This window comes from Burkholderia pseudomultivorans, from assembly GCF_902499075.1.
In the GTDB taxonomy this organism is placed as follows: domain Bacteria; phylum Pseudomonadota; class Gammaproteobacteria; order Burkholderiales; family Burkholderiaceae; genus Burkholderia; species Burkholderia pseudomultivorans.
The window spans coordinates 196,733-214,081 of sequence record NZ_CABVPP010000004.1; the positions used below are offsets into that span (position 1 = coordinate 196,733).

The 17,349-nt window shown below is 66.7% G+C and carries 17 protein-coding genes; 10 read left to right on the forward strand and 7 right to left on the reverse strand.

Annotated features, from left to right (window positions below; translation table 11 throughout):
* Position 1: 1 nt before the first annotated feature.
* The 4 genes from doeA to ehuR all read right to left on the reverse strand — a co-directional run bounded on the left by doeA (position 2) and on the right by ehuR (position 4,728).
* On the reverse strand, positions 2 to 1,210 hold the full coding sequence (gene doeA / locus BST28156_RS05515) for an ectoine hydrolase DoeA (protein ID WP_012218445.1): 1,209 nt from the start codon (positions 1,208 to 1,210) through the stop codon (positions 2 to 4).
* Between the two features lie 10 nt (positions 1,211 to 1,220).
* Entirely contained in the window at positions 1,221 to 2,225 is a 1,005-nt protein-coding gene (locus BST28156_RS05520) for a cyclodeaminase (protein ID WP_012218446.1), read from the reverse strand.
* Position 2,226: 1 nt separating this feature from the next.
* Complete coding sequence (eutB, locus tag BST28156_RS05525; protein ID WP_012218447.1) at positions 2,227 to 3,198, reverse strand: hydroxyectoine utilization dehydratase EutB; 972 nt, start codon at positions 3,196 to 3,198, stop codon at positions 2,227 to 2,229.
* Positions 3,199 to 3,315: 117 nt separating this feature from the next.
* Positions 3,316 to 4,728, reverse strand: coding sequence for a MocR-like ectoine utilization transcription factor EhuR (gene ehuR, locus BST28156_RS05530; RefSeq protein ID WP_012218448.1), 1,413 nt, complete (start codon positions 4,726 to 4,728; stop codon positions 3,316 to 3,318).
* Positions 4,729 to 5,131: 403 nt separating this feature from the next.
* Between ehuR and BST28156_RS05535 the strand changes: the two genes are divergently transcribed.
* The 8 genes from BST28156_RS05535 to BST28156_RS05570 all read left to right on the forward strand — a co-directional run bounded on the left by BST28156_RS05535 (position 5,132) and on the right by BST28156_RS05570 (position 12,043).
* Complete coding sequence (locus BST28156_RS05535; protein WP_006399333.1) at positions 5,132 to 5,611, forward strand: MarR family winged helix-turn-helix transcriptional regulator; 480 nt, start codon at positions 5,132 to 5,134, stop codon at positions 5,609 to 5,611.
* Entirely contained in the window at positions 5,608 to 7,740 is a 2,133-nt protein-coding gene (locus BST28156_RS05540; protein ID WP_012218449.1) for an FUSC family protein, read from the forward strand. The genes BST28156_RS05535 and BST28156_RS05540 overlap by 4 nt, the downstream gene beginning before the upstream one ends.
* A gap of 34 nt (positions 7,741 to 7,774) precedes the next feature.
* Positions 7,775 to 7,987, forward strand: coding sequence for a DUF1656 domain-containing protein (locus tag BST28156_RS05545; protein WP_006399335.1), 213 nt, complete (start codon positions 7,775 to 7,777; stop codon positions 7,985 to 7,987).
* 7 nt (positions 7,988 to 7,994) lie between these two features.
* A complete protein-coding gene (locus BST28156_RS05550) occupies positions 7,995 to 8,960 on the forward strand; it encodes an efflux RND transporter periplasmic adaptor subunit (protein WP_012464826.1) in 966 nt (321 codons plus the stop codon).
* A complete protein-coding gene (locus BST28156_RS05555) occupies positions 8,957 to 10,465 on the forward strand; it encodes an efflux transporter outer membrane subunit (RefSeq protein ID WP_012218451.1) in 1,509 nt (502 codons plus the stop codon). Before BST28156_RS05550 ends, BST28156_RS05555 begins: the two co-directional genes overlap by 4 nt.
* A 109-nt stretch (positions 10,466 to 10,574) precedes the next feature.
* Entirely contained in the window at positions 10,575 to 11,000 is a 426-nt protein-coding gene (locus BST28156_RS05560) for a TOBE domain-containing protein (RefSeq protein ID WP_012218452.1), read from the forward strand.
* A complete protein-coding gene (locus BST28156_RS05565) occupies positions 10,997 to 11,605 on the forward strand; it encodes a nitrogen fixation protein NifQ (RefSeq protein WP_012218453.1) in 609 nt (202 codons plus the stop codon). Before BST28156_RS05560 ends, BST28156_RS05565 begins: the two co-directional genes overlap by 4 nt.
* A 66-nt stretch (positions 11,606 to 11,671) precedes the next feature.
* A complete protein-coding gene (locus BST28156_RS05570; RefSeq protein WP_012218454.1) occupies positions 11,672 to 12,043 on the forward strand; it encodes a bleomycin resistance protein in 372 nt (123 codons plus the stop codon).
* Positions 12,044 to 12,600: 557 nt separating this feature from the next.
* Here BST28156_RS05570 and BST28156_RS05575 read toward each other — a convergent pair.
* A complete protein-coding gene (locus BST28156_RS05575; RefSeq protein WP_012464825.1) occupies positions 12,601 to 13,257 on the reverse strand; it encodes a ProQ/FinO family protein in 657 nt (218 codons plus the stop codon).
* Between the two features lie 688 nt (positions 13,258 to 13,945).
* On the opposite strand from BST28156_RS05575, the gene BST28156_RS05580 reads away from it, so the two are divergent.
* Complete coding sequence (locus BST28156_RS05580) at positions 13,946 to 14,530, forward strand: DUF2889 domain-containing protein (RefSeq protein ID WP_012218456.1); 585 nt, start codon at positions 13,946 to 13,948, stop codon at positions 14,528 to 14,530.
* A gap of 31 nt (positions 14,531 to 14,561) precedes the next feature.
* On the opposite strand, the gene BST28156_RS05585 is transcribed toward BST28156_RS05580, so the two are convergent.
* Both BST28156_RS05585 and BST28156_RS05590 read right to left on the reverse strand, forming a co-directional pair.
* The gene (locus BST28156_RS05585; protein WP_012464824.1) at positions 14,562 to 15,053 is read right to left on the reverse strand and encodes a flavodoxin family protein; all 492 of its coding nucleotides are present in this window, start codon (positions 15,051 to 15,053) and stop codon (positions 14,562 to 14,564) included.
* A 125-nt stretch (positions 15,054 to 15,178) separates the two neighbouring features.
* A complete protein-coding gene (locus BST28156_RS05590) occupies positions 15,179 to 15,817 on the reverse strand; it encodes a TetR/AcrR family transcriptional regulator (RefSeq protein ID WP_012218458.1) in 639 nt (212 codons plus the stop codon).
* An 81-nt stretch (positions 15,818 to 15,898) separates the two neighbouring features.
* On the opposite strand from BST28156_RS05590, the gene BST28156_RS05595 reads away from it, so the two are divergent.
* Positions 15,899 to 17,023: an MBL fold metallo-hydrolase gene (locus BST28156_RS05595; protein ID WP_012218459.1), complete on the forward strand. Its 1,125-nt coding sequence runs from the start codon at positions 15,899 to 15,901 to the stop codon at positions 17,021 to 17,023.
* Positions 17,024 to 17,349 lie beyond the last annotated feature (326 nt).

Here is a 17,349-nt window from a genome sequence, read left to right on the forward strand (position 1 = left end):
TCTACTCCTTCACGAACAGCTTGCGCGGCGTGTTGCAGAACGTCTCGACACCGGTTTCGGTGATCAGGATGCTTTCGGTGATCTCGAGCCCCCAGTCGTCGAGCCACAGCCCCGGCATGAAGTGGAACGTCATGCCCGGTTCGAGCACCGTGCGGTCGCCCGGTCGCAGGCTCATCGTGCGCTCGCCCCAGTCGGGCGGATAGCTCGCGCCGATCGGATAGCCGCAACGGCTGTCCTTCTCGATGCCCGCGCGGCGCAGCACCGCGAAGAACGCGTTCGCGATGTCCTCGCAGACGTTGCCGGGCTTCGCGGCCGCGAGCCCTGCCTCGATCCCTTCGACCACCGCGCGCTCGGCCTCGATGAAGTGCGCCGGCGGCTTGCCGAGATAGACCGTGCGCGACAGCGGACAGTGATAGCGGCGGTAGCAGCCGGCGATCTCGAAGAACGTGCCGGCGCCGCGCTCGAACGTCGTGTCGTCCCAGGTCAGATGCGGCGCGGCTGCGTCGGCGCCGGTCGGCAGCAGCGGCACGATCGCCGGATAGTCGCCGCCGAAGCCGTCCGCGCCGCCGATGCCGGTCGCGTAGATCTGCGCGACGAGGTCGCTCTTCTTCATGCCGGGCTCGATCGTCTCGACGATATGCGCATGCATCCGTTCGACGATGCGCGCGGCCACGCGCATGTATTCGATCTCGCGCGGCGACTTCACGGCGCGCTGCCAGTTCACGAGCGCCGTCGCGTCGACCCAGCGCGCGGCGGGCAGGTGCTTCTGCAGCGACGCGTACGCGGCCGCGCTGAAGTAGTAGTTGTCGAGCTCGACGCCGATGCGCAATGCGCCCCAGCCGCGCGCCGCAATCACTTCGGTCGACAGATAGTCCATCGGATGGCGATGCGGCGACTGCACGTAATGATCGGGATAGCCGACGATGTCGTCGTGCGCCATGAACACGGTGCGCTTCGCGCCGTTCGCGTCCTGGCCGCGGCCGAACCAGACGGGTTCGCCGTCCATCGGCAGCAGCACGCACTGGTGTACGTAGAACGACCAGCCGTCGTAGCCGGTCAGCCAGCCCATGTTGGTCGGGTCCGTGACGATCAGCAGGTCGATGCCGGCCCGCTCCATCGCCGCGCGCGTCTTCGCGATGCGCGCAGCGTATTCGCTGCGCGCGAACGCAAGACGCGGCGCAGCTTCGTAGGTTTCGATGACTGCAGACATCTGTCTCCTCTCAGGTCGTGAGGTCGTTGTGAAAAATCGTTCCGGCGCCCGCGGCGCGGGCGCGCTGCAGCGCGAGAACGGCAATGGCGGTGTCCTGCGCGCCGGTTCCGGTCAGGTCGCAGATCGTGATCTCGTCGCGATGCGTGCGGCCGGCGCAACGGCCGGCAATCACTTCGCCGAGTTCGGGAAAGACCGCGTCGGCCGCAACGGCGCCGGCCTCGATCGCATGCCGCAGCTCGCCGACCACACGCGTCTGCTGCAAGCGGTCGCAGACGTAGCGTGCGGCCGCGAATACCGACGGCGCGAGTTCGGTCTTGTATTCGGCATCGGAGCCCATCGCCGTCACGTGCAGCCCCGGATGCAGATCCTCGGCATGCACGAGCGGCTCGCGGCTCGGCGTCGTGGTGACCGCGATGTCGGCATCGGCGAGCGCCGCATGCACCGATCGCGCGACGCTCGCCTCGATGCCATGCGCGCTGCGCACGTCGGCAGCGAATTGCGCCGCGCGTGCGGCATCGCGCGCCCAGACCGTCACATGCGCGACGTCGCGCACGAGCCGCAATGCGTCGAGCTGCAACCGCGCCTGTTCGCCGGCGCCGATCACGGCCACGCGCCGCGCATCGGCGCGCGCGAGATGACGCGCGGCCACCGCGCCCGCGGCGGCGGTGCGCACGGCGGTCAGATAACCGTTGTCGAGCAGCACGGCCTCGGTCAGACCGGTACGCGCGGACAGCACGAGCATCAGCCCGTTCAGGCTCGGCAGGCCGAGCGACGGGTTGTCGAAGAAGCCGGGGCTGATCTTGATCGCGAAGCTGTCGAAGCGCGGCAAGTAGGCGGTCTTCACATCGACTTCGCCGTGACGCGCAGGCAGCGCGAGATTGAGGATCGGCGGCATCGCGACGGGCTCCGTCGCGAGCGACACAAACGCGGCTTCGACCTGATCGATCGCGTCGCGATCGAGCGGCACCAGCGTGCGCAGTTGGGCCTGGCCGAGCAGCGTGATGGGATGCGCCATGTCAGTTCTCCGCAATCAGCCGGCGATGCGCGGCCATGTCGATGTTCGCGCCGCTCACGACGACGACGATGGGCCCGTCGCGCCGGCTGCGCGGAACGGCTTCGTCGAGCAGCGCGGCGATGCCGACCGCGCCCGCGCCCTCGACGACGAGCCGCTCTTCGCGATACGCGTGCGCGATGCCGCGTGCGATCGAGCGCTCGTCGAGCAGCACGACGTCGTCGGCCAGCGCGCGCGTGAGGTCGAACGTGTAGCGGTTGTCGAGACCGATGCCGCCGCCGAGCGAATCGGCGAGCGTCGGCTGTTCTTCGACGTCGACGGGACGACCGGCGGCGAGGCTCGCATGCATGGCTGCGCCGCGCGCCATCGACACGCCGATCACCGCAATCGACGGCCGGATCGCTTTCGCGGCAAATGCGACGCCGCTGAACAGCCCGCCGCCGGACAGCGGGACGATGAGCGTGCCCGCATCGGGCAACGCTTCGAGAATCTCGACGCCGATCGTCGCCTGGCCCGCGATGATGCGCGGATCGTCGAACGGCGGCACGTACGCATAGCCTTCGTCGCGTGCGAGCCGTCGCGCCTCCGCCTGCGCGTCGTCCTGGCTGTCCCCGACGATCACGACGCGCGCGCCGAGCGCGGCCACCGCATCGACCTTGTTCGCCGGCACGAGCGACGACATGCAGACGGCCGCTTCAAGGCCGAGCGCGCGCGCCGCATGAGCGACCGCGCGCCCGTGATTGCCGGTCGATGCGGTCACGACGCGCGTCACGCGCTGCGCCGCGAGTTCCGCGAGCACGTTGGTCGCGCCGCGGATCTTGAAGCTGCCCGTCGGTTGCAGCGTTTCGAGCTTCAGGTGAACGGGGACGCCGGCGCGCGCGGACAGCGCAGCGGACGCGACGAGCGGCGTGACGCACGTGCGCCCGGCGATGCGTTGGCGCGCGCGGTAGACGTCGGACAGCGACAGGAAGGACATGGAACGCACGCCTCATTGATGTGGTGCGATCCAGTCTAATGTTCCAAATTGCGCTTTCGAATGTCCTGGTACATTGTGCGGCGCTCGTGTGCGGCGCCGCATCGCTGCAGCGGAAAGTCAGTGGAAATCGTGCACGTGCGGATATTGCTCGAACACGCCGGCCATCGTCTCGAGCGCCGCATTGCACGCGGCGTCGGTGGTTTCCGCGCCGATGCACACGCGCACCGCGTTCGGCCGCTCGGTACCGCCGACGAGAAACGGATCGGGCGACGTGACCGCGATCTTGCGCGTGCGCAATTCGCGCACGAGGCGATCGGCCTGCCAGTAGTCGGGCACGCGCAGCCACGCCGACAGCGCGTTCGGATGCGCGCCGAGCAGATATGGGCCAAGCGCGGCCTTCACCATCTCCTGCCGCACCGCGAGCCGCTGCCGCTGCAGCTCGACGAGCCGGCGCGCGGTGCCGTCCGCGATCCAGCGCGTCGCGATCTCGGCGATAGGCGACGTCGCCATCCAGCTGCTCACGCGCAGCACGCTCTCCACGCGCAGCGCGAGCCGCCGCGGCATGGCCAGGTAGCCGGTGCGCAACCCCGTCAGCACCGATTTCGTCATGCTCGTGCAGTAGAAACCGAGCTCGGGAATCATGCTCGCGATCGGCGTGGCGGTTTTGGCGGGAAGCGGGCCGTACACGTCGTCCTCGATCACGTACACGCCGTAGCGCGCCGCAATCCGCGCGATCGAGCGGCGTCGGGAATCGGACATCATCGAGACGGTCGGATTGTTGAGCGTCGGCGTGCAGACGAGCGCGCTGATCCGCTCGCCGTCGCACATTTCCTCGAAGTGTTCGGGGCGGATCCCGTGCTCGTCCATCTCGAGCCCCTTCAGCGTAAACCCGAGCACGTTCGCCGAGCCGATCACGCCATGATCGGTCAGGCTTTCGCAAAGGACGGTGTCGCCCGGGCCGACGATCGACGCGAGCGCGAGAAAGATGCCGTGCGCGGCACCGTTCGTGATCAGCAACGATTCCGGGTGCACGGGCATGTTCAGCGACGCGAGCCATGCGGCGCCGGCTTCGCGATGCGCGTCGAGGCCGGCGATCGGCCGGAACGAGCGGATCCACGGCTGATCCTCGGTGCCGGCCAGCTCCGCGCAGACGGCCCGCCATGCCGCGTCGTGCTCCGGCGTATGCACGATGCGCGCGATCGAGAAATCGACGAGCTCGCGTTCGGCCGTATCGAGCATGTAATTCGACATCGACTCCGTCACGCGCGCGGCGACGAAGCTGCCGCGCCCGACCTCGCAGCGGATCAGGCCCTGCCTTTCGAGCTCCTTGTACGCGTTGGTCACGGTCTGCACGCTGACGCCGAGACTGGCCGCGACGTCGCGCTGCGGCGCGAGCCGTGCGCCCGGCGCGAGCACGCCGCTCTCGATGTCGGCGGCGATCGCCTTCACGAGCCGCTTGTATTTCGACTCGATGCCATGCACGGCGCCGATCGCGTCGTGCCAGCGTGTCGATACCTCGGTCCGTCCCATCTCGATGTCTCCGTCGTTGCTTCCGCATGGTCGCTCAGAAAGACACCCGAAAAATATTGTCCTAGTGCAATCGCGTGCGAAAGCAGGACGCTGCGGGTATACCGCGGCGTGCACTTCGCGTGCCCGCTACGCATGTCTTACGAAAAGATGACAGTCCGGCCTCCGCCCGCGCGGTGCCCGCGCCGTGCCCGAGCGCCGTGTCGCGGAACGGTTGACGTCAGACCATTCAATAGCGAGCGCACCGGACCGGACGAAGCACACGCTCGGCATCGCGCCGCTTGACCGTGCGTCGCGCGCGGCCTAGATTCGTCGTTGCGGGCGGCCGAACCGCACGACGACGTGACAGCCGGGTGACACCGAACGATAGTTTGCTATCGAATGGTTTTGCCCTATCATCTCGCCCATGACGAATCTGCACGATCTCCGCCTCGCCGTCAGCAGCCTGCTGGTGCTCAGCGCGCGCAAGTGGCGCCGCGCGAGCGACAGCATGCTCACTGCGTACAACGTGTCCGAAGCGTGCGCGACGCCGCTGCTGATTGCCGGTCGCCTCGGCGAAGGCGTGCGTCAGGGCACGCTCGCCGAGTACGTCGGCATCGAAGGCCCGTCGCTCGTGCGTCTGCTGGATCAGCTCTGCGCGGCCGGCCTCGCGCGCCGCGACGAAGACCCGCACGATCGCCGCGCGAAAACGATCTCGCTGACGGCCGAGGGCCGCGCCGTCACCGAGAAGATGGAGGAAGATCTGCGCGTGCTGCGCGCGCAGGTGCTCAAGGGGATCTCGCGCAGCGACCTCGAAGCGACGCTGCGCGTGCTGACCGCATTCAATGGCGCCGACGCGCATGCATCGGCGCCGCGCGCGCCGCACTCCGCCGGTTCCGCGTCATGACCTACCCGAGCCTTCGCGACTGGCTGTTCTCGGGCAAGACGTTCGCCGCATCGATGCTGGCGCTGTATCTCGGCCTGTACTTCCAGCTGCCGCGTCCATACTGGGCGATGGCGAGCGTCTACATCGTGTCGAACCCGTTCGTCGGCGCGACGCGCTCGAAGGCGCTGTATCGCGCGCTCGGCACCGCACTCGGCGCGGCCGCGGCGATCTTCTTCGTGCCGCCGTTCGTCGAGACGCCGCTCCTGTTCAGCGTCATCGTCGCGACGTGGTGCGGCACGCTGCTCTACCTCGCGATCTCCGACCGCACCGCACGCAGCTACGTGTTCATGCTTGCCGGCTACACGATGCCGCTCGTCGCGCTGCCGACCGTGACGAACCCGGCCAGCGTGTTCGACGTCGCGATCGCGCGCACCGAAGAGATCGTGCTCGGGATCGTCTGCGCGAGCGTCGTCGGCAGCACGGTGTTTCCGAACCGGCTCGCGCCGACGCTGATCGAGCGCACCGACGCATGGTTCAGGGATGCCGCGTTCTACGGGCGCGAAACGCTGTCCGGCCGTATCGCCGGCAAGGCATTGAGCGCCTGCCGGCAGCGGCTCGCGACCACGATCACGGGCCTCGAATTCCTGCTGAGCCAGCTCAGCTACGACCATGCGCATCCGCGCGTGCTGTCGCGCGCGCAGGCGCTCGCTGGGCGAATGCAGCTGTTCCTGCCGCTGATGTCGTCGCTTGCCGATCCGCTCATCGCGCTGATGCGCGACCTGCACGTGCGGCCGCCCGCACTCGATGCCTTGCTCGCCGACGCCGCGGCATGGTTCGACGCACCGCTGCCCACGATCAAGCCCGGCACCGACGGCGACATGGCCGACGATCCGGTCGCGGACCGCCTGCGCGCCGGCATCGCCGCGCTGCAGCCGACCGATGAGGCACTCGCGAGCTGGGACGGCGCGCTGCTGTCGAACGCGCTATGGCGGCTGCGCCAGGTGATCGACATCTGGCAGGACTGCCGTTCGCTGCGCGCGCTGATCGCGAACGAATCGGGCGTGTGGCAGCCGCGCTACCGGCACTGGCGGCTCGGCGGCACCGAGCGCTTCTTCGATCGCGGCATGATGCTGTTCTCGACGCTGACCGTCGTCGGCGCAATCGTGTTCGCATGCTGGCTGTGGATCGAATCGGGCTGGCACGACGGTGCCGGCGCCGTCACGCTCGTGGCCGTCGCGTGCAGCTTCTTCGCGGCGCTCGACGAACCGGCGCCGATGGTGTTCCGGTTCTTCCTCGCGACGGCCGCGAGCGTCGTGTTCGCGGGGCTTTACCTCTTCGTCGTGCTGCCGCACGTGCACGATTTCCCGATGCTCGTGCTGATGTTCGCGGGCCCGTTCATCCTGATCGGCACGCTGCTGCCGCGACCGCAGTTCAACATGGTCACGATGCTCGTCGCGGTGAACACGGCGACGTTCGTCAGCATCCAGGGCGCCTACGACGCCGACTTCTTCGTGTTTCTGAACAGCAACCTCGCGGGCGTCGCGGGGCTGCTGTTCGCCTACGTGTGGACACGCGCGACGCGGCCGTTCGGCGCCGAGCTCGCGGTGCGGCGGCTGCTGCGCTCGGGCTGGGAGGACGTCGCACGCTCGGCCTCGACGCAACCGCTCGAGGACCAGCGCAACCATGCGGCGCGCATGCTCGATCGCGTGACGCAACTGCTGCCGCGTCTCGGCGCGTCCGACGATCACCGTCATCCGTCGATCGAGAGCTTCCGCGATCTGCGCATCGCGCTGAACGCGCTCGATCTGCGCCGGCTGCGGCGCAAATTGTCCGGCGATCTGTCCGACGCGATCGATCGCGTGCTCGCCGGCGTAACCGACCACTACGCGCGCTGCGCGGCGGCGAACGCGCGTCAGCCGGTACCGCCCGCGCTGCTCGAATCGATCGACGATGCGCTGCGGCGCGTGGTCGGCCGCAATCTGCCCGGCGCGGCACCCGCGCCCGGCGATGCGCCGCCGGCCGGTCACGCGATCCCGGTCATGCATCGCCGGCTGCGCGACGCGCTGCATGCGCTCGTCGGCCTGCGTCTGTCGCTGTATCCGGCCGCGTCCACGCGCGCGCCGCAAACGCCCGACGGAGCGCAGGCATGATGCCGCTTCCCTACCCGACTTTCCGACCGCGACCATGATCGGCGAAATCGACATTCTCGGCGTGTTCGTGCCCGCTCCGCTCGTGCTGATGCTGATCGCCTACCTGATCAACGTCGCCGTGCGCACCGTGCTCGATCGCATCGGCTTCTACCGCCTCGTCTGGCACCGTTCGATCTTCGATCTCGGCATTTACGTGTTCGTATTCGCCGCCGTCGTGATCGTGTCCCACCATTTCGTGGCTACCTAACGTGAACGTGAAAAAACCCTGGCTCTCGGCAGGACAGGTCCTGCTCACCCTGATCGTCGTCGTCGTCGCCGCGCTCGTGCTATGGCGCGTGATCGACTACTACATGTTCTCGCCATGGACGCGCGACGGGCACGTGCGCGCCGATGTGATCCAGGTCGCGCCCGACGTGTCGGGGCTGATCACGTCCGTCGAAGTCGCCGACAACCAGGCCGTCACGCGTGGACAGGTGTTGTTCGTGATCGACCGCGCGCGCTACGCGCTCGCGGAACGGCTCGCCGAAGCGACGCTCGCCCAGCGCCGCGCGACGCTCGCGCAAGCGAAGCGCGAATATGCGCGCAACCTGCAGCTCGGCAATCTCGTCGCGAGCGAGCAGGTCGAGGAGAGCCGCACGCGCGTCGAGCAAGGCGAAGCGGCCGTGCAGGATGCGCAGGTGTCGCTCGACACCGCGAAGCTGAACCTGCAGCGCACGACCGTCGTGAGCCCCGTCGACGGCTATCTGAACGATCGCGCACCGCGCGTCGGCGAATACGTGCCGGCCGGCCGTGCCGTGCTGTCGGTCGTCGATCGCAACTCATTCCGCGTCGACGGCTATTTCGAGGAAACCAAGCTGCGCGGCATCCATATCGGTCAGCCCGTCGACATCTTCGTGATGGGCGAACCGCACTCGCTGCGCGGTCACGTGCAGAGCATCGTCGCGGCGATCGAGGATCGCGACCGCACGCAAGGGTCGAACCTGCTGCCGAACGTGAATCCCGCCTTCAGCTGGGTGCGGCTCGCGCAGCGCGTGCCGGTGCGCGTCGCGCTCGACGAAGTGCCGGACGATTTCCGCATGATCGCCGGGCGCACCGCGACTGTCGCCGTGCGTGCGCCCGATACGCAGCGCCGCGATCGCGCGCAGCCGGCCGCGCCGGCCGCGCCGGTCGCACCTCCCGCGTCCGGCACGGCCGCCAGCGCGGCGGGAGCGTCGCAATGAAGCGGCCCGGTCTTCGCGTCGCGGCGACGCTCGCGCCGCTCGCGTTCGCGCTCGGCGCATGCAAGTCGGTCGGCCCCGACTACACGCTGCCGCAGCAGGCGTACGTGAACGCACCGCTCGCCAATCACGCGCTCGACGATGCGAACGGGACGCTCGTTTCGCACGACGCGGTGCCCGGCAACTGGTGGCAGCTGTACGACGATCCGGCGCTCAACGACCTCGTGCGCAGCGCGCTGACGTCGAATACCGACCTGCGCGTCGCGGCGGCCAATCTCGCGCGATCGCGTGCGGCGCTCGAGGTCGCGAACCAGCAGGGCGGCTTCTCGGGCCGCACCGAAGCCGCGGTGCAACGCGCGCAGGAATCGGCCGAGCAGTATCTGCTCGAGAACAAGCTGCCGGTCGTCAACGAAGGGTCGGTCGGCATCAACGTGTCGTACGAGATCGATCTGTTCGGCAAGCTGCGGCGCGGCGTCGAAGCGGCGCGCGCAGACAGCGAGGCCGTACAGGCCGCCGCCGATCTCGCGCGCATCACGGTCGTCGCCGACGTCGTGCGCGCTTACGTCGAAGCGTGTTCGGCCGGTGAGGAACTCGAGATCGCGAAGCAGTCGGTCGCGCTGCAGCGGCAGCGTGTCGCGCTCTCGCAGCGGCTGCGTGACGTCGGGCGCGGCAATCAGACCGAGGTGACGCGCGGCGTCACGCAGGTCCGCACGCTCGCCGCCGACATCCCGCGCTTCGAAAGCCGCCGCAAGATCGCGCAGTACCAGCTCGCTGCGCTGCTCGCGCGCGCGCCGGCCGACTTGCCGAAGGCCGTCACCGAATGCGCGCGGCTGCCGAAGCTGCGCCGCCCGATTCCGATCGGCGACGGCGCCGCACTGCTGCGCCGCCGTCCCGACGTGCGCGAGGCCGAACGTCAACTTGCGGCTGCAACGGCGCGCATCGGCGTCGCGACCGCCGCGCTGTATCCGTCGATCAGCATCGGCGCGTCGGCGGGTTCGGTCGGCGTCGCCGCCGATCTCTTCTCGTCGACGACGAATCGCTGGTCGTTCGGCCCGCTGATCAGCTGGACCTTTCCGGTCAACGGACAGCGCGCGCGTGTGCGCGAAGCCGAAGCCGCGACCGGCGGTGCCCTCGCGCATTTCGACGGCGTCGTACTGAATGCGCTGCGCGAAACGCAGTCGAGCGTCGCCGCGTATGCGGCCGACGTACAGCGTGCGGACGAACTGCGTACCGCGTACGAGTCGGCGCGCAGCTCGGCCGACGAAACGCATCGGCTCTATCGCGCCGGACGCGAGTCGTTCATCGCCGATCTCGACGCGACGCGCACGCTGACGAGCGTGCACGCGCAGGTTGCGGCCGCCGAAGGACAGGTCGCGGCCGATCAGGTGAGATTGTTTCTCGCGCTCGGCGGCGGATGGGAAGGTGATGCGATGCCCGCTGCGTCGCAGCAGGAAACGTCGTCGGCTCGGCCGGCGGCGGCGGACGGCGCGGCGAATAACGCGCGATAAGCGTGTCGTGCAGGCGAATGCCGCACGCCGGTCGCATCGGCGGTAAACTCGACCGCACTTTCGTTGTCCATTTGCCGCGCACGATGCGGCCCGTCCCCGGAGACTCGCCATGCGAACCAGTGCCCGCAATCAATTCACCGGTCAGATCAGCGCCGTCAAAACGGGCGCCGTCAACGACGAAATCACGCTGCGCACGCCGGACGGTCTCGAGATCGTCGCGGTCATCACGCACGGCAGCGCCGCGTCGCTCGGCCTGTCGACCGGCACGAAAGCGTTCGCGCTCGTGAAGGCGTCGTCGGTCATCGTGATGGTCGATGTCGATGCCAGCAAGGTCTCGGCACGCAACTGCATCGCGGGCACCGTCGCGTCGGTCGCGAAGGGCGCCGTGAATTCGGAAGTCGCCATCAGGACGGCAGGCGGCACCGAGATCATCGCGATCGTCACGAACGATAGCGTCGAACGCCTCGGACTCACGAGCGGCAGCGCCGCGACGGCGATGTTCAAGGCATCGAGCGTGATCGTCGGCATCGAATGAAGGATTCGAAGCCGGTTGACGCGAGCGCGTGTGCGGCGGGCGCCGAGACGTTGCGGTCGCTGCTGTCGGGCGCGGTCGATCAGCGCAATCCGGACGCGAGACTGTTCGCCGTGCTCGTCGCGGCGCGCGCGCGCCGCAACGAGCTCGCGCTGCTCGGTCTGTCGCACGCGCAATTGACGCGGCTGCTCGCGCGACATTTTCCGGCGTTGTCCGGCGACGTCGCCGCGGAATTGGCAGCGCCTTTTATCGTTCGCTCCTTGCCGCCCGCACATGCCAAGTTCGTCGCGACCTTGCATGCACTGCTGATGCGCGATATCGGCGCTGCAGTGGCCGTCGACGACGCCGACTGCGTCGCTTCGATCGTCGCGCATGGGTGTCTGCGCGGCGATCATCTGTGGCGCGACCTCGGGCTCGACGGCCGCGACGCGGTCGCGGCGATGCTCGATCGCTATTTTCCGGCGGTCGCGGCGCGCAACGTCGGTCAGCTGCGCTGGAAGAAATTCCTGGCGCAGGAAGCCGCTGCATCGCTCGGCTTGCCGCCGGGGCCCGCGCCTGGATGTCCCGGCTGCGAGGACTTTCCTGTTTGCTTTCCTCCGCAGCGATAGTCGGTCGCGACGGTTGCGCGGCTGCGTCGCCTCGGTTCGCTGTGCCGCTACTCGGAGCATCTCGCCATGACGGATATTGCCAGCCCCAATCTGCCCTCGCGCGATTTCGACGCGACGTCGCGCTTCTACGCCAAGTTCGGGTTTGTCGCAACCTGGCGCGATGAAGACTGGATGATTCTGCGGCGACGCGATCTGTTACTCGAGTTCTTTCGGCATCCCGATCTCGATCCGGCTGAAAGCTGGTTCAGCTGCTGTTTTCGCCTCGACGATGTCGACGCGTTCTTCGATGAAGTGATCGCGGCCGGCATACCGGAGACGACGACCGGATGGCCTCGCGCGCATCGGCCGAAGCGGGAGGCGTGGGGGGGTACGGTCGGTGCGCTGGTTGATCTGGATGGAACGTTGATTCGGCTGGTTCAGAACGGCGGGGGAATGTAGGCCGTTGGGCGCTTGTGGGGCAAACGGTGTGCCGTCGCCGTGTACAGTGCGCGGATGCTGTCGGTTATGGTGGTTTCGCCCGGTGCGTCGGTCAGTGAAGATTGCGTCCCACTGATAAGCGTGCGCGTCTTGTTTATCAGGCGTCGCGTCACTCATCGAGAGATGGACGAAGGTATTGCATCATTTCGCGTGAGCCTCGCGTCGAAAGGGACCGTGGACGATGGCGATGTCGGCGCAGGATGTGGTCTCGAACACGGAGCATCGGCAGCGCAACGGGATCGACTCCGTTCCTTCACGTCGACGGGCATGCGTCGTCGCTCGATCAGGATGACGAATTTTCTCAGTTGCACTTCGCGTGAATCGTGTGCGGACTTCGCTCGGGAACGCGAAATGCTACGCGTCGATAAGCTTTGCAAGCGTCCACGCCGCTGCTCGCGCGCTGACGTTTTTGCCACCTCGGTGTTTACCGCGGCGCAACTCAAAACGACGCGACAGGTCAGCTGCATGCCTGCCGCCGACGGACGTCGCCGCGCGATGGCGCGGCGACGTATCCGACTTTACTCGTTACCAGCCGCTTGCTGTTCGACTTGCGGCGCCGATTCGACCGACGGTTGCGTGTCCGCGGCGGCCGGCTGCTGCACGGCGGCGTCCGTCTGCGCGTCGGCCTTCGGCTGCTGCGCGCCCTTCGCCGGCTTCGCAGCACCCTTGCCGGGACGCCGCGACTTCAGGTGTCGCGCGCGCGCCGCATCGTCGCGCGTCACGCGCCCTGCTTCGTTGCCCTGCAGATCGACGCGAACCGCATCTTCAACGAGGCACGACCAGTAACGGTTGCCGCGACACCACGTCGACATCGCGTCGCGCAGCTCCGCTTCGCTCAGACCGAGCGTCTGTGCTTCGCGGGCGAGGTCTTCCCAGATGCCGACCTTCAGCGGCACCTTCGGTGCCGGATTCTTCGGGAACGCGCGCGGGAAACGCCGTTGCAGCTTTCCGATCGCGACGATCACAGGGTCGACCGGCGCCGACGGCTTTGCCGGCGCGGCCTTCGCGCTCGTCGCTGCTTTGGTGCCGGCACCCGATTTGGCCCCGCGAGGCGGACGATCGCCGGACGGCTTCGCGCCGGTGTCCGGACGCGTTGCCGGCCGCTTCGCGTTCCGTTCCTGCTTGGCCTTCGCTGCGAGCTGCGCCCGCAATTCGGCAAGTTGTTCAAAACCCATAAATTCAATCCACCAGGAGTGTAAGGCGTGATTCGCGCGGCCATCGCGCGTATCGACGTCGGACCACGCGCTTCGCCGCATCGACTGCAGCATCTGCCGCCGACGCGGATCGCGACGAAACCGCATCGCGCACGCCACTGTTTCAGGCACCGGCCAAGATGCCGGACAAGGCAGGAGTGGAAGTATACCGGTACGCGCGGATGACGGCTGACTCACTGGTCCGGAACGGCCGGAATGCGCGGACGCGGACTGCGACCGACGGGTCGGTGACCGCGGGAAAGCGGCCGTGCTGGGTAACGAAAATGGACGGGATGTCAGAAGCAATGGGGCACGATGATTTCCGGTGCGCCGGCATGCTGCGCAGCGGGAAGGAACGATTCCCGGATCGCGAGATGAGGTACGGTGCGAAGAGGTGTTCGGAATCGCGTTGCGCAAGATCGCGCGAATCTTGTCACCTATATCCCGCCGCCTCAGCCGTGCGATGAACGGACGGAGCGAAACGCGCGTCGATGCCCCCGGTCTATTTGGTTGCGTATGCATCCTTTTCGTCCCGAGTCGCATCGCTGCCGAAAAGCACGAAAGTGCGTAGTATGTCGTGCAGCGTCCGGCTGTTGTGCGTTCACGTTATCGCGTGCCCAGCCGCATACACATTGCCTATGCAAACCCGGTTGCGCAACGGAGCAGATCCATGGTTTCCCCCGACGACACCGCGCGGCAAGACGTCACGCGCGAGGAAATTCATCATCGGCAGATCGACATGCGCGGTTATCGACGCAGCGACGGCTTGTTCGAAGTGACGGCGTGTCTGACCGACCGAAAGCCTGTCGACTTTACGCCGCCCGGCGACGCGCGGATGATCGCCGCACATGCGCCGATTCACGATCTGGGCGTCACGCTCGTCTTCGATGGCGACATGATCGTTCGCGCGGTTTCCACTTTCATCAAATCGCATCCGTACGCGCAATGTCCCGGCGGCGGCGATTCGCTGCAGGCGCTGGTCGGCCTGCGCATCGGTGCCGGGTGGAACAGCGAGGTTCGCAAGCGCCTGCCATCGTGCGACACCTGCACGCATTTGAAGGAGATCCTTACGCCGCTCGCGACGGCCGCGTATCAGACGATGGTCGGATTTCGCCCGTCGTCGCTGAACGAGTACAACGGCGACGGCAAGCCGGTGAAAATCGACAGTTGCTATGCCTACGGCGCTTCGCGCGATCTCGTGAAGCGTCTGTGGCCAGAACATCATCGACCGGAAGCGGCGAAGACGGGAGATTAGTCGAGCGCGCGTCCGGCCACGGCATCACGAATCAAAAGATGCCGAGCGCCAGTCCTGCCGCGAGCGCGGCGCCGAGTTCCGCGCAGCGCGCCAGATCGTCGGCGTCGATGGTCTTCGGCGCAAGGATGCGCTCCGGTGTCTGCGCATGCGTGCATACGATCAGGCCCGGCGCCACGCTGTTGAGTCGCCAGCCGGTCGCGATCCGGTCGATCTGGCGTAGCGCGTTCTGACCATCGCTGCCCGCGCAGATCATCGCCGCATACGGCCGGCCGTTCACGCGATCGAGGACGGGGTAATAACAGCGATCGAAGAAATCCTTCATGACGCCGGACATCGCCGCAAGATTTTCCGGCGTCGCGAAGAGGTACGCGTCGGCGCTCAATACGTGCTCGGGCGTAGTCGCATCCGCGCGCTGCAGCCGGACGTCGACACCCGATTCGTCGCGTGCAGCCGCGGCCGCCGCCTCGGCCATCTGACGCGTCCCGCCGGTCATCGTGTGATAGACGATCAGTAGCGTTTTCATCGATCGGTCCTCACGCTCCGATGCGTCTGTACTGGTGATATGCATGTCGGTGTCGATAAGCGCGGCAGGCTTCAGCGATTCCGGGCTCATCGCACCACGCGGGAAGTGCGCTCAATCTCACGATTTCACCGTGCGTCCTTGCCGTCGGCGCGCGAGTAGCGCGCGAGAAACATGTCGGCCGCCGATTCGGCGACCTTTCGTCGATCCTGCGAGTCGAGCGGCGGCTGGCCCATCGTCAATTGCGGCCAGAACGCAAACGCCTTCACGATGCCATGCAACTGTTGCGCGGCAAATACGGGGTCGGATACAACCAAACGTCCGGCGGCGGACGCTTCGCGGATCCATACGGTGACATCTTCTTCGCGCTCGCCGAGGCGCGCGACCATGTCGCGTGCGCGGTCCGGCGAATGCATCGCCGCGCCGATCGCGACACGCGCAAGCGCCAGGAACGACTCGTCGTTCAATAACTTTAGTTTGCGATTCAACAGCGCGACGAGTTGCTCGCGCAACGGGACATCGTCGCGATATGCAGGTGTGCCGTCGCCCTGCGTCGCGTTCCACAGTTTCTGCAGGATCGCGACAAACAGCGCGTCCTTGCTCGGAAAATGATTGTAGATCGTGCGCTTCGATACGCCGGCGTGAGCGGCGATTCGATCCATGCTCGTTGCGTCGTAACCGGAAGCGAGAAACTCCTCGATCGCCGCATCGACAATGGCAGCACGTTTGCGGTCGGTGAGGCGCTGTGGAGACGAGGTGATGTTCATTCGAAAAATTTTACACCGCGCAGTTTACTTTCCCGAATAAGAAACTACACTGCTGAGTGTACTTTTTCGGACGAATCCAACATGGCCTCACCTTTTACCTTTGTGCAGCGCGCGCTGGGCCTCACGGCCGGGAAGCGCAGTCGCGCGTATGGTCGCCGTTCAACGCAGCATAACGGCGCGCGCTTCGCCAACGTGAGGCCGCGGCCAGCCGACGGATTCGGGAAGATGCTTCGGATCGCATGGAACATGCTCGTCAATAAACCACAAGGCACGATGCCCGCCGCGGCACTGCCCGTCGATCGGTTGACCGTATCCGAACTCGACGAAGCGCCGGACCGCAGCCTGTACCGCCTTGGGCATTCGACACTGCTCATCAAGTTGCGCGGCGAATGGTGGTTGACCGATCCCCTCTTTTCGGAGCGCGCATCGCCGTTCCGCACGCTCGGTCCGAAGCGGTTCCACCCTACGCCGATCGCGCTCGAGGATTTGCCTCCGCTGCGTGGAGTGATCCTGTCGCACGATCACTACGATCACCTCGATCGTGAAACGGTGCTCGCGCTCGCTTCAACGACCGGCGTATTCGTCACGCCGCTGGGCGTCGGCGACCGCTTGATCGAATGGGGTGTCGATGCAACGAAAGTGCACCAGCTCGATCGGTGGCAAAGCGTCGAGATCGATGGGCTATCGGTGACGGCCACGCCCGCGCAGCATTTCTCCGGCAGGAGTCTGTTCGATGGCGACAGCACGCTTTGGGCGTCATGGGTCATCGTCGACGACGATCTTCGTGTGTTCTTCAGCGGGGACACCGGTTACTTCGATGGCTTCAAGGCAATCGGCGATCGCTTGGGGCCGTTCGATGTGACATTGATCGAGACTGGCGCATACGACGCGCAGTGGCCGTACGTGCATATGCAGCCGGAAGAAACGGTTCAGGCTCATATCGATCTACGCGGACGACAACTCCTACCGATACACAACGGAACATTCGACCTTGCCATGCATCGTTGGCAAGATCCGTTCGAAAGGGTGACGGCGCTCGCCGTGGCGCGAGGTGTTGCGCTGTCGACGCCGCGGATGGGCGAACGTCTCGATCTCGATGCACCGCATCGCGGCGAGCAATGGTGGCGGGCCGTGCCTGAGGAGAAAAGCGCGTCCGGAAGGAAGGCGCGCCGCTGGCGGTTGTGTCCGGCGGAAGCCGAGAGGTAAGTTTACGGGCGATATCGCCTTGCGAATATCGGCGATGCGGTCGTCCCGTGGCCCTCGTCCAAACCGTGCGTTGCGTCGGTTTGCACACGCGTTGTCACGTGACAACCGGCCGGGATCAGCGCGCGGCATGACCGCCGTTTCGGGCATCAGACTCGGCAATGAATCTCGTGCACGGGCGATTCGTATCGATCACGGCCGAACACGTATCAATCAATACGGCTTCGTTCGTGAGAAGCTCGCGGAGTACTGTCATGAGGCGTGAGCCGTCATCCGCCCCCGTTTCCCGCCCCGACGCGGTGTATTTTCCGTGAAACAGCTTGAGCAAT

Excerpts from the sequence above, each read along its gene's own strand:
- BST28156_RS05540 (WP_012218449.1), top strand. The coding sequence starts at position 5,608 with ATGACCTACCCGAGCCTTCGCGACTGGCTGTTCTCGGGCAAGACGTTC.
- BST28156_RS05565 (WP_012218453.1), top strand. The coding sequence starts at position 10,997 with ATGAAGGATTCGAAGCCGGTTGACGCGAGCGCGTGTGCGGCGGGCGCC.
- BST28156_RS05575 (WP_012464825.1), bottom strand. The coding sequence starts at position 13,257 with ATGGGTTTTGAACAACTTGCCGAATTGCGGGCGCAGCTCGCAGCGAAG.
- BST28156_RS05555 (WP_012218451.1), top strand. The coding sequence starts at position 8,957 with ATGAAGCGGCCCGGTCTTCGCGTCGCGGCGACGCTCGCGCCGCTCGCG.
- BST28156_RS05535 (WP_006399333.1), top strand. The coding sequence starts at position 5,132 with ATGACGAATCTGCACGATCTCCGCCTCGCCGTCAGCAGCCTGCTGGTG.
- doeA (WP_012218445.1), bottom strand. The coding sequence starts at position 1,210 with ATGTCTGCAGTCATCGAAACCTACGAAGCTGCGCCGCGTCTTGCGTTC.
- BST28156_RS05595 (WP_012218459.1), top strand. The coding sequence starts at position 15,899 with ATGGCCTCACCTTTTACCTTTGTGCAGCGCGCGCTGGGCCTCACGGCC.
- BST28156_RS05520 (WP_012218446.1), bottom strand. The coding sequence starts at position 2,225 with ATGGCGCATCCCATCACGCTGCTCGGCCAGGCCCAACTGCGCACGCTG.
- BST28156_RS05585 (WP_012464824.1), bottom strand. The coding sequence starts at position 15,053 with ATGAAAACGCTACTGATCGTCTATCACACGATGACCGGCGGGACGCGT.
- BST28156_RS05545 (WP_006399335.1), top strand. The coding sequence starts at position 7,775 with ATGATCGGCGAAATCGACATTCTCGGCGTGTTCGTGCCCGCTCCGCTC.
- BST28156_RS05580 (WP_012218456.1), top strand. The coding sequence starts at position 13,946 with ATGGTTTCCCCCGACGACACCGCGCGGCAAGACGTCACGCGCGAGGAA.
- ehuR (WP_012218448.1), bottom strand. The coding sequence starts at position 4,728 with ATGGGACGGACCGAGGTATCGACACGCTGGCACGACGCGATCGGCGCC.
- BST28156_RS05590 (WP_012218458.1), bottom strand. The coding sequence starts at position 15,817 with ATGAACATCACCTCGTCTCCACAGCGCCTCACCGACCGCAAACGTGCT.
- eutB (WP_012218447.1), bottom strand. The coding sequence starts at position 3,198 with ATGTCCTTCCTGTCGCTGTCCGACGTCTACCGCGCGCGCCAACGCATC.
- BST28156_RS05570 (WP_012218454.1), top strand. The coding sequence starts at position 11,672 with ATGACGGATATTGCCAGCCCCAATCTGCCCTCGCGCGATTTCGACGCG.
- BST28156_RS05560 (WP_012218452.1), top strand. The coding sequence starts at position 10,575 with ATGCGAACCAGTGCCCGCAATCAATTCACCGGTCAGATCAGCGCCGTC.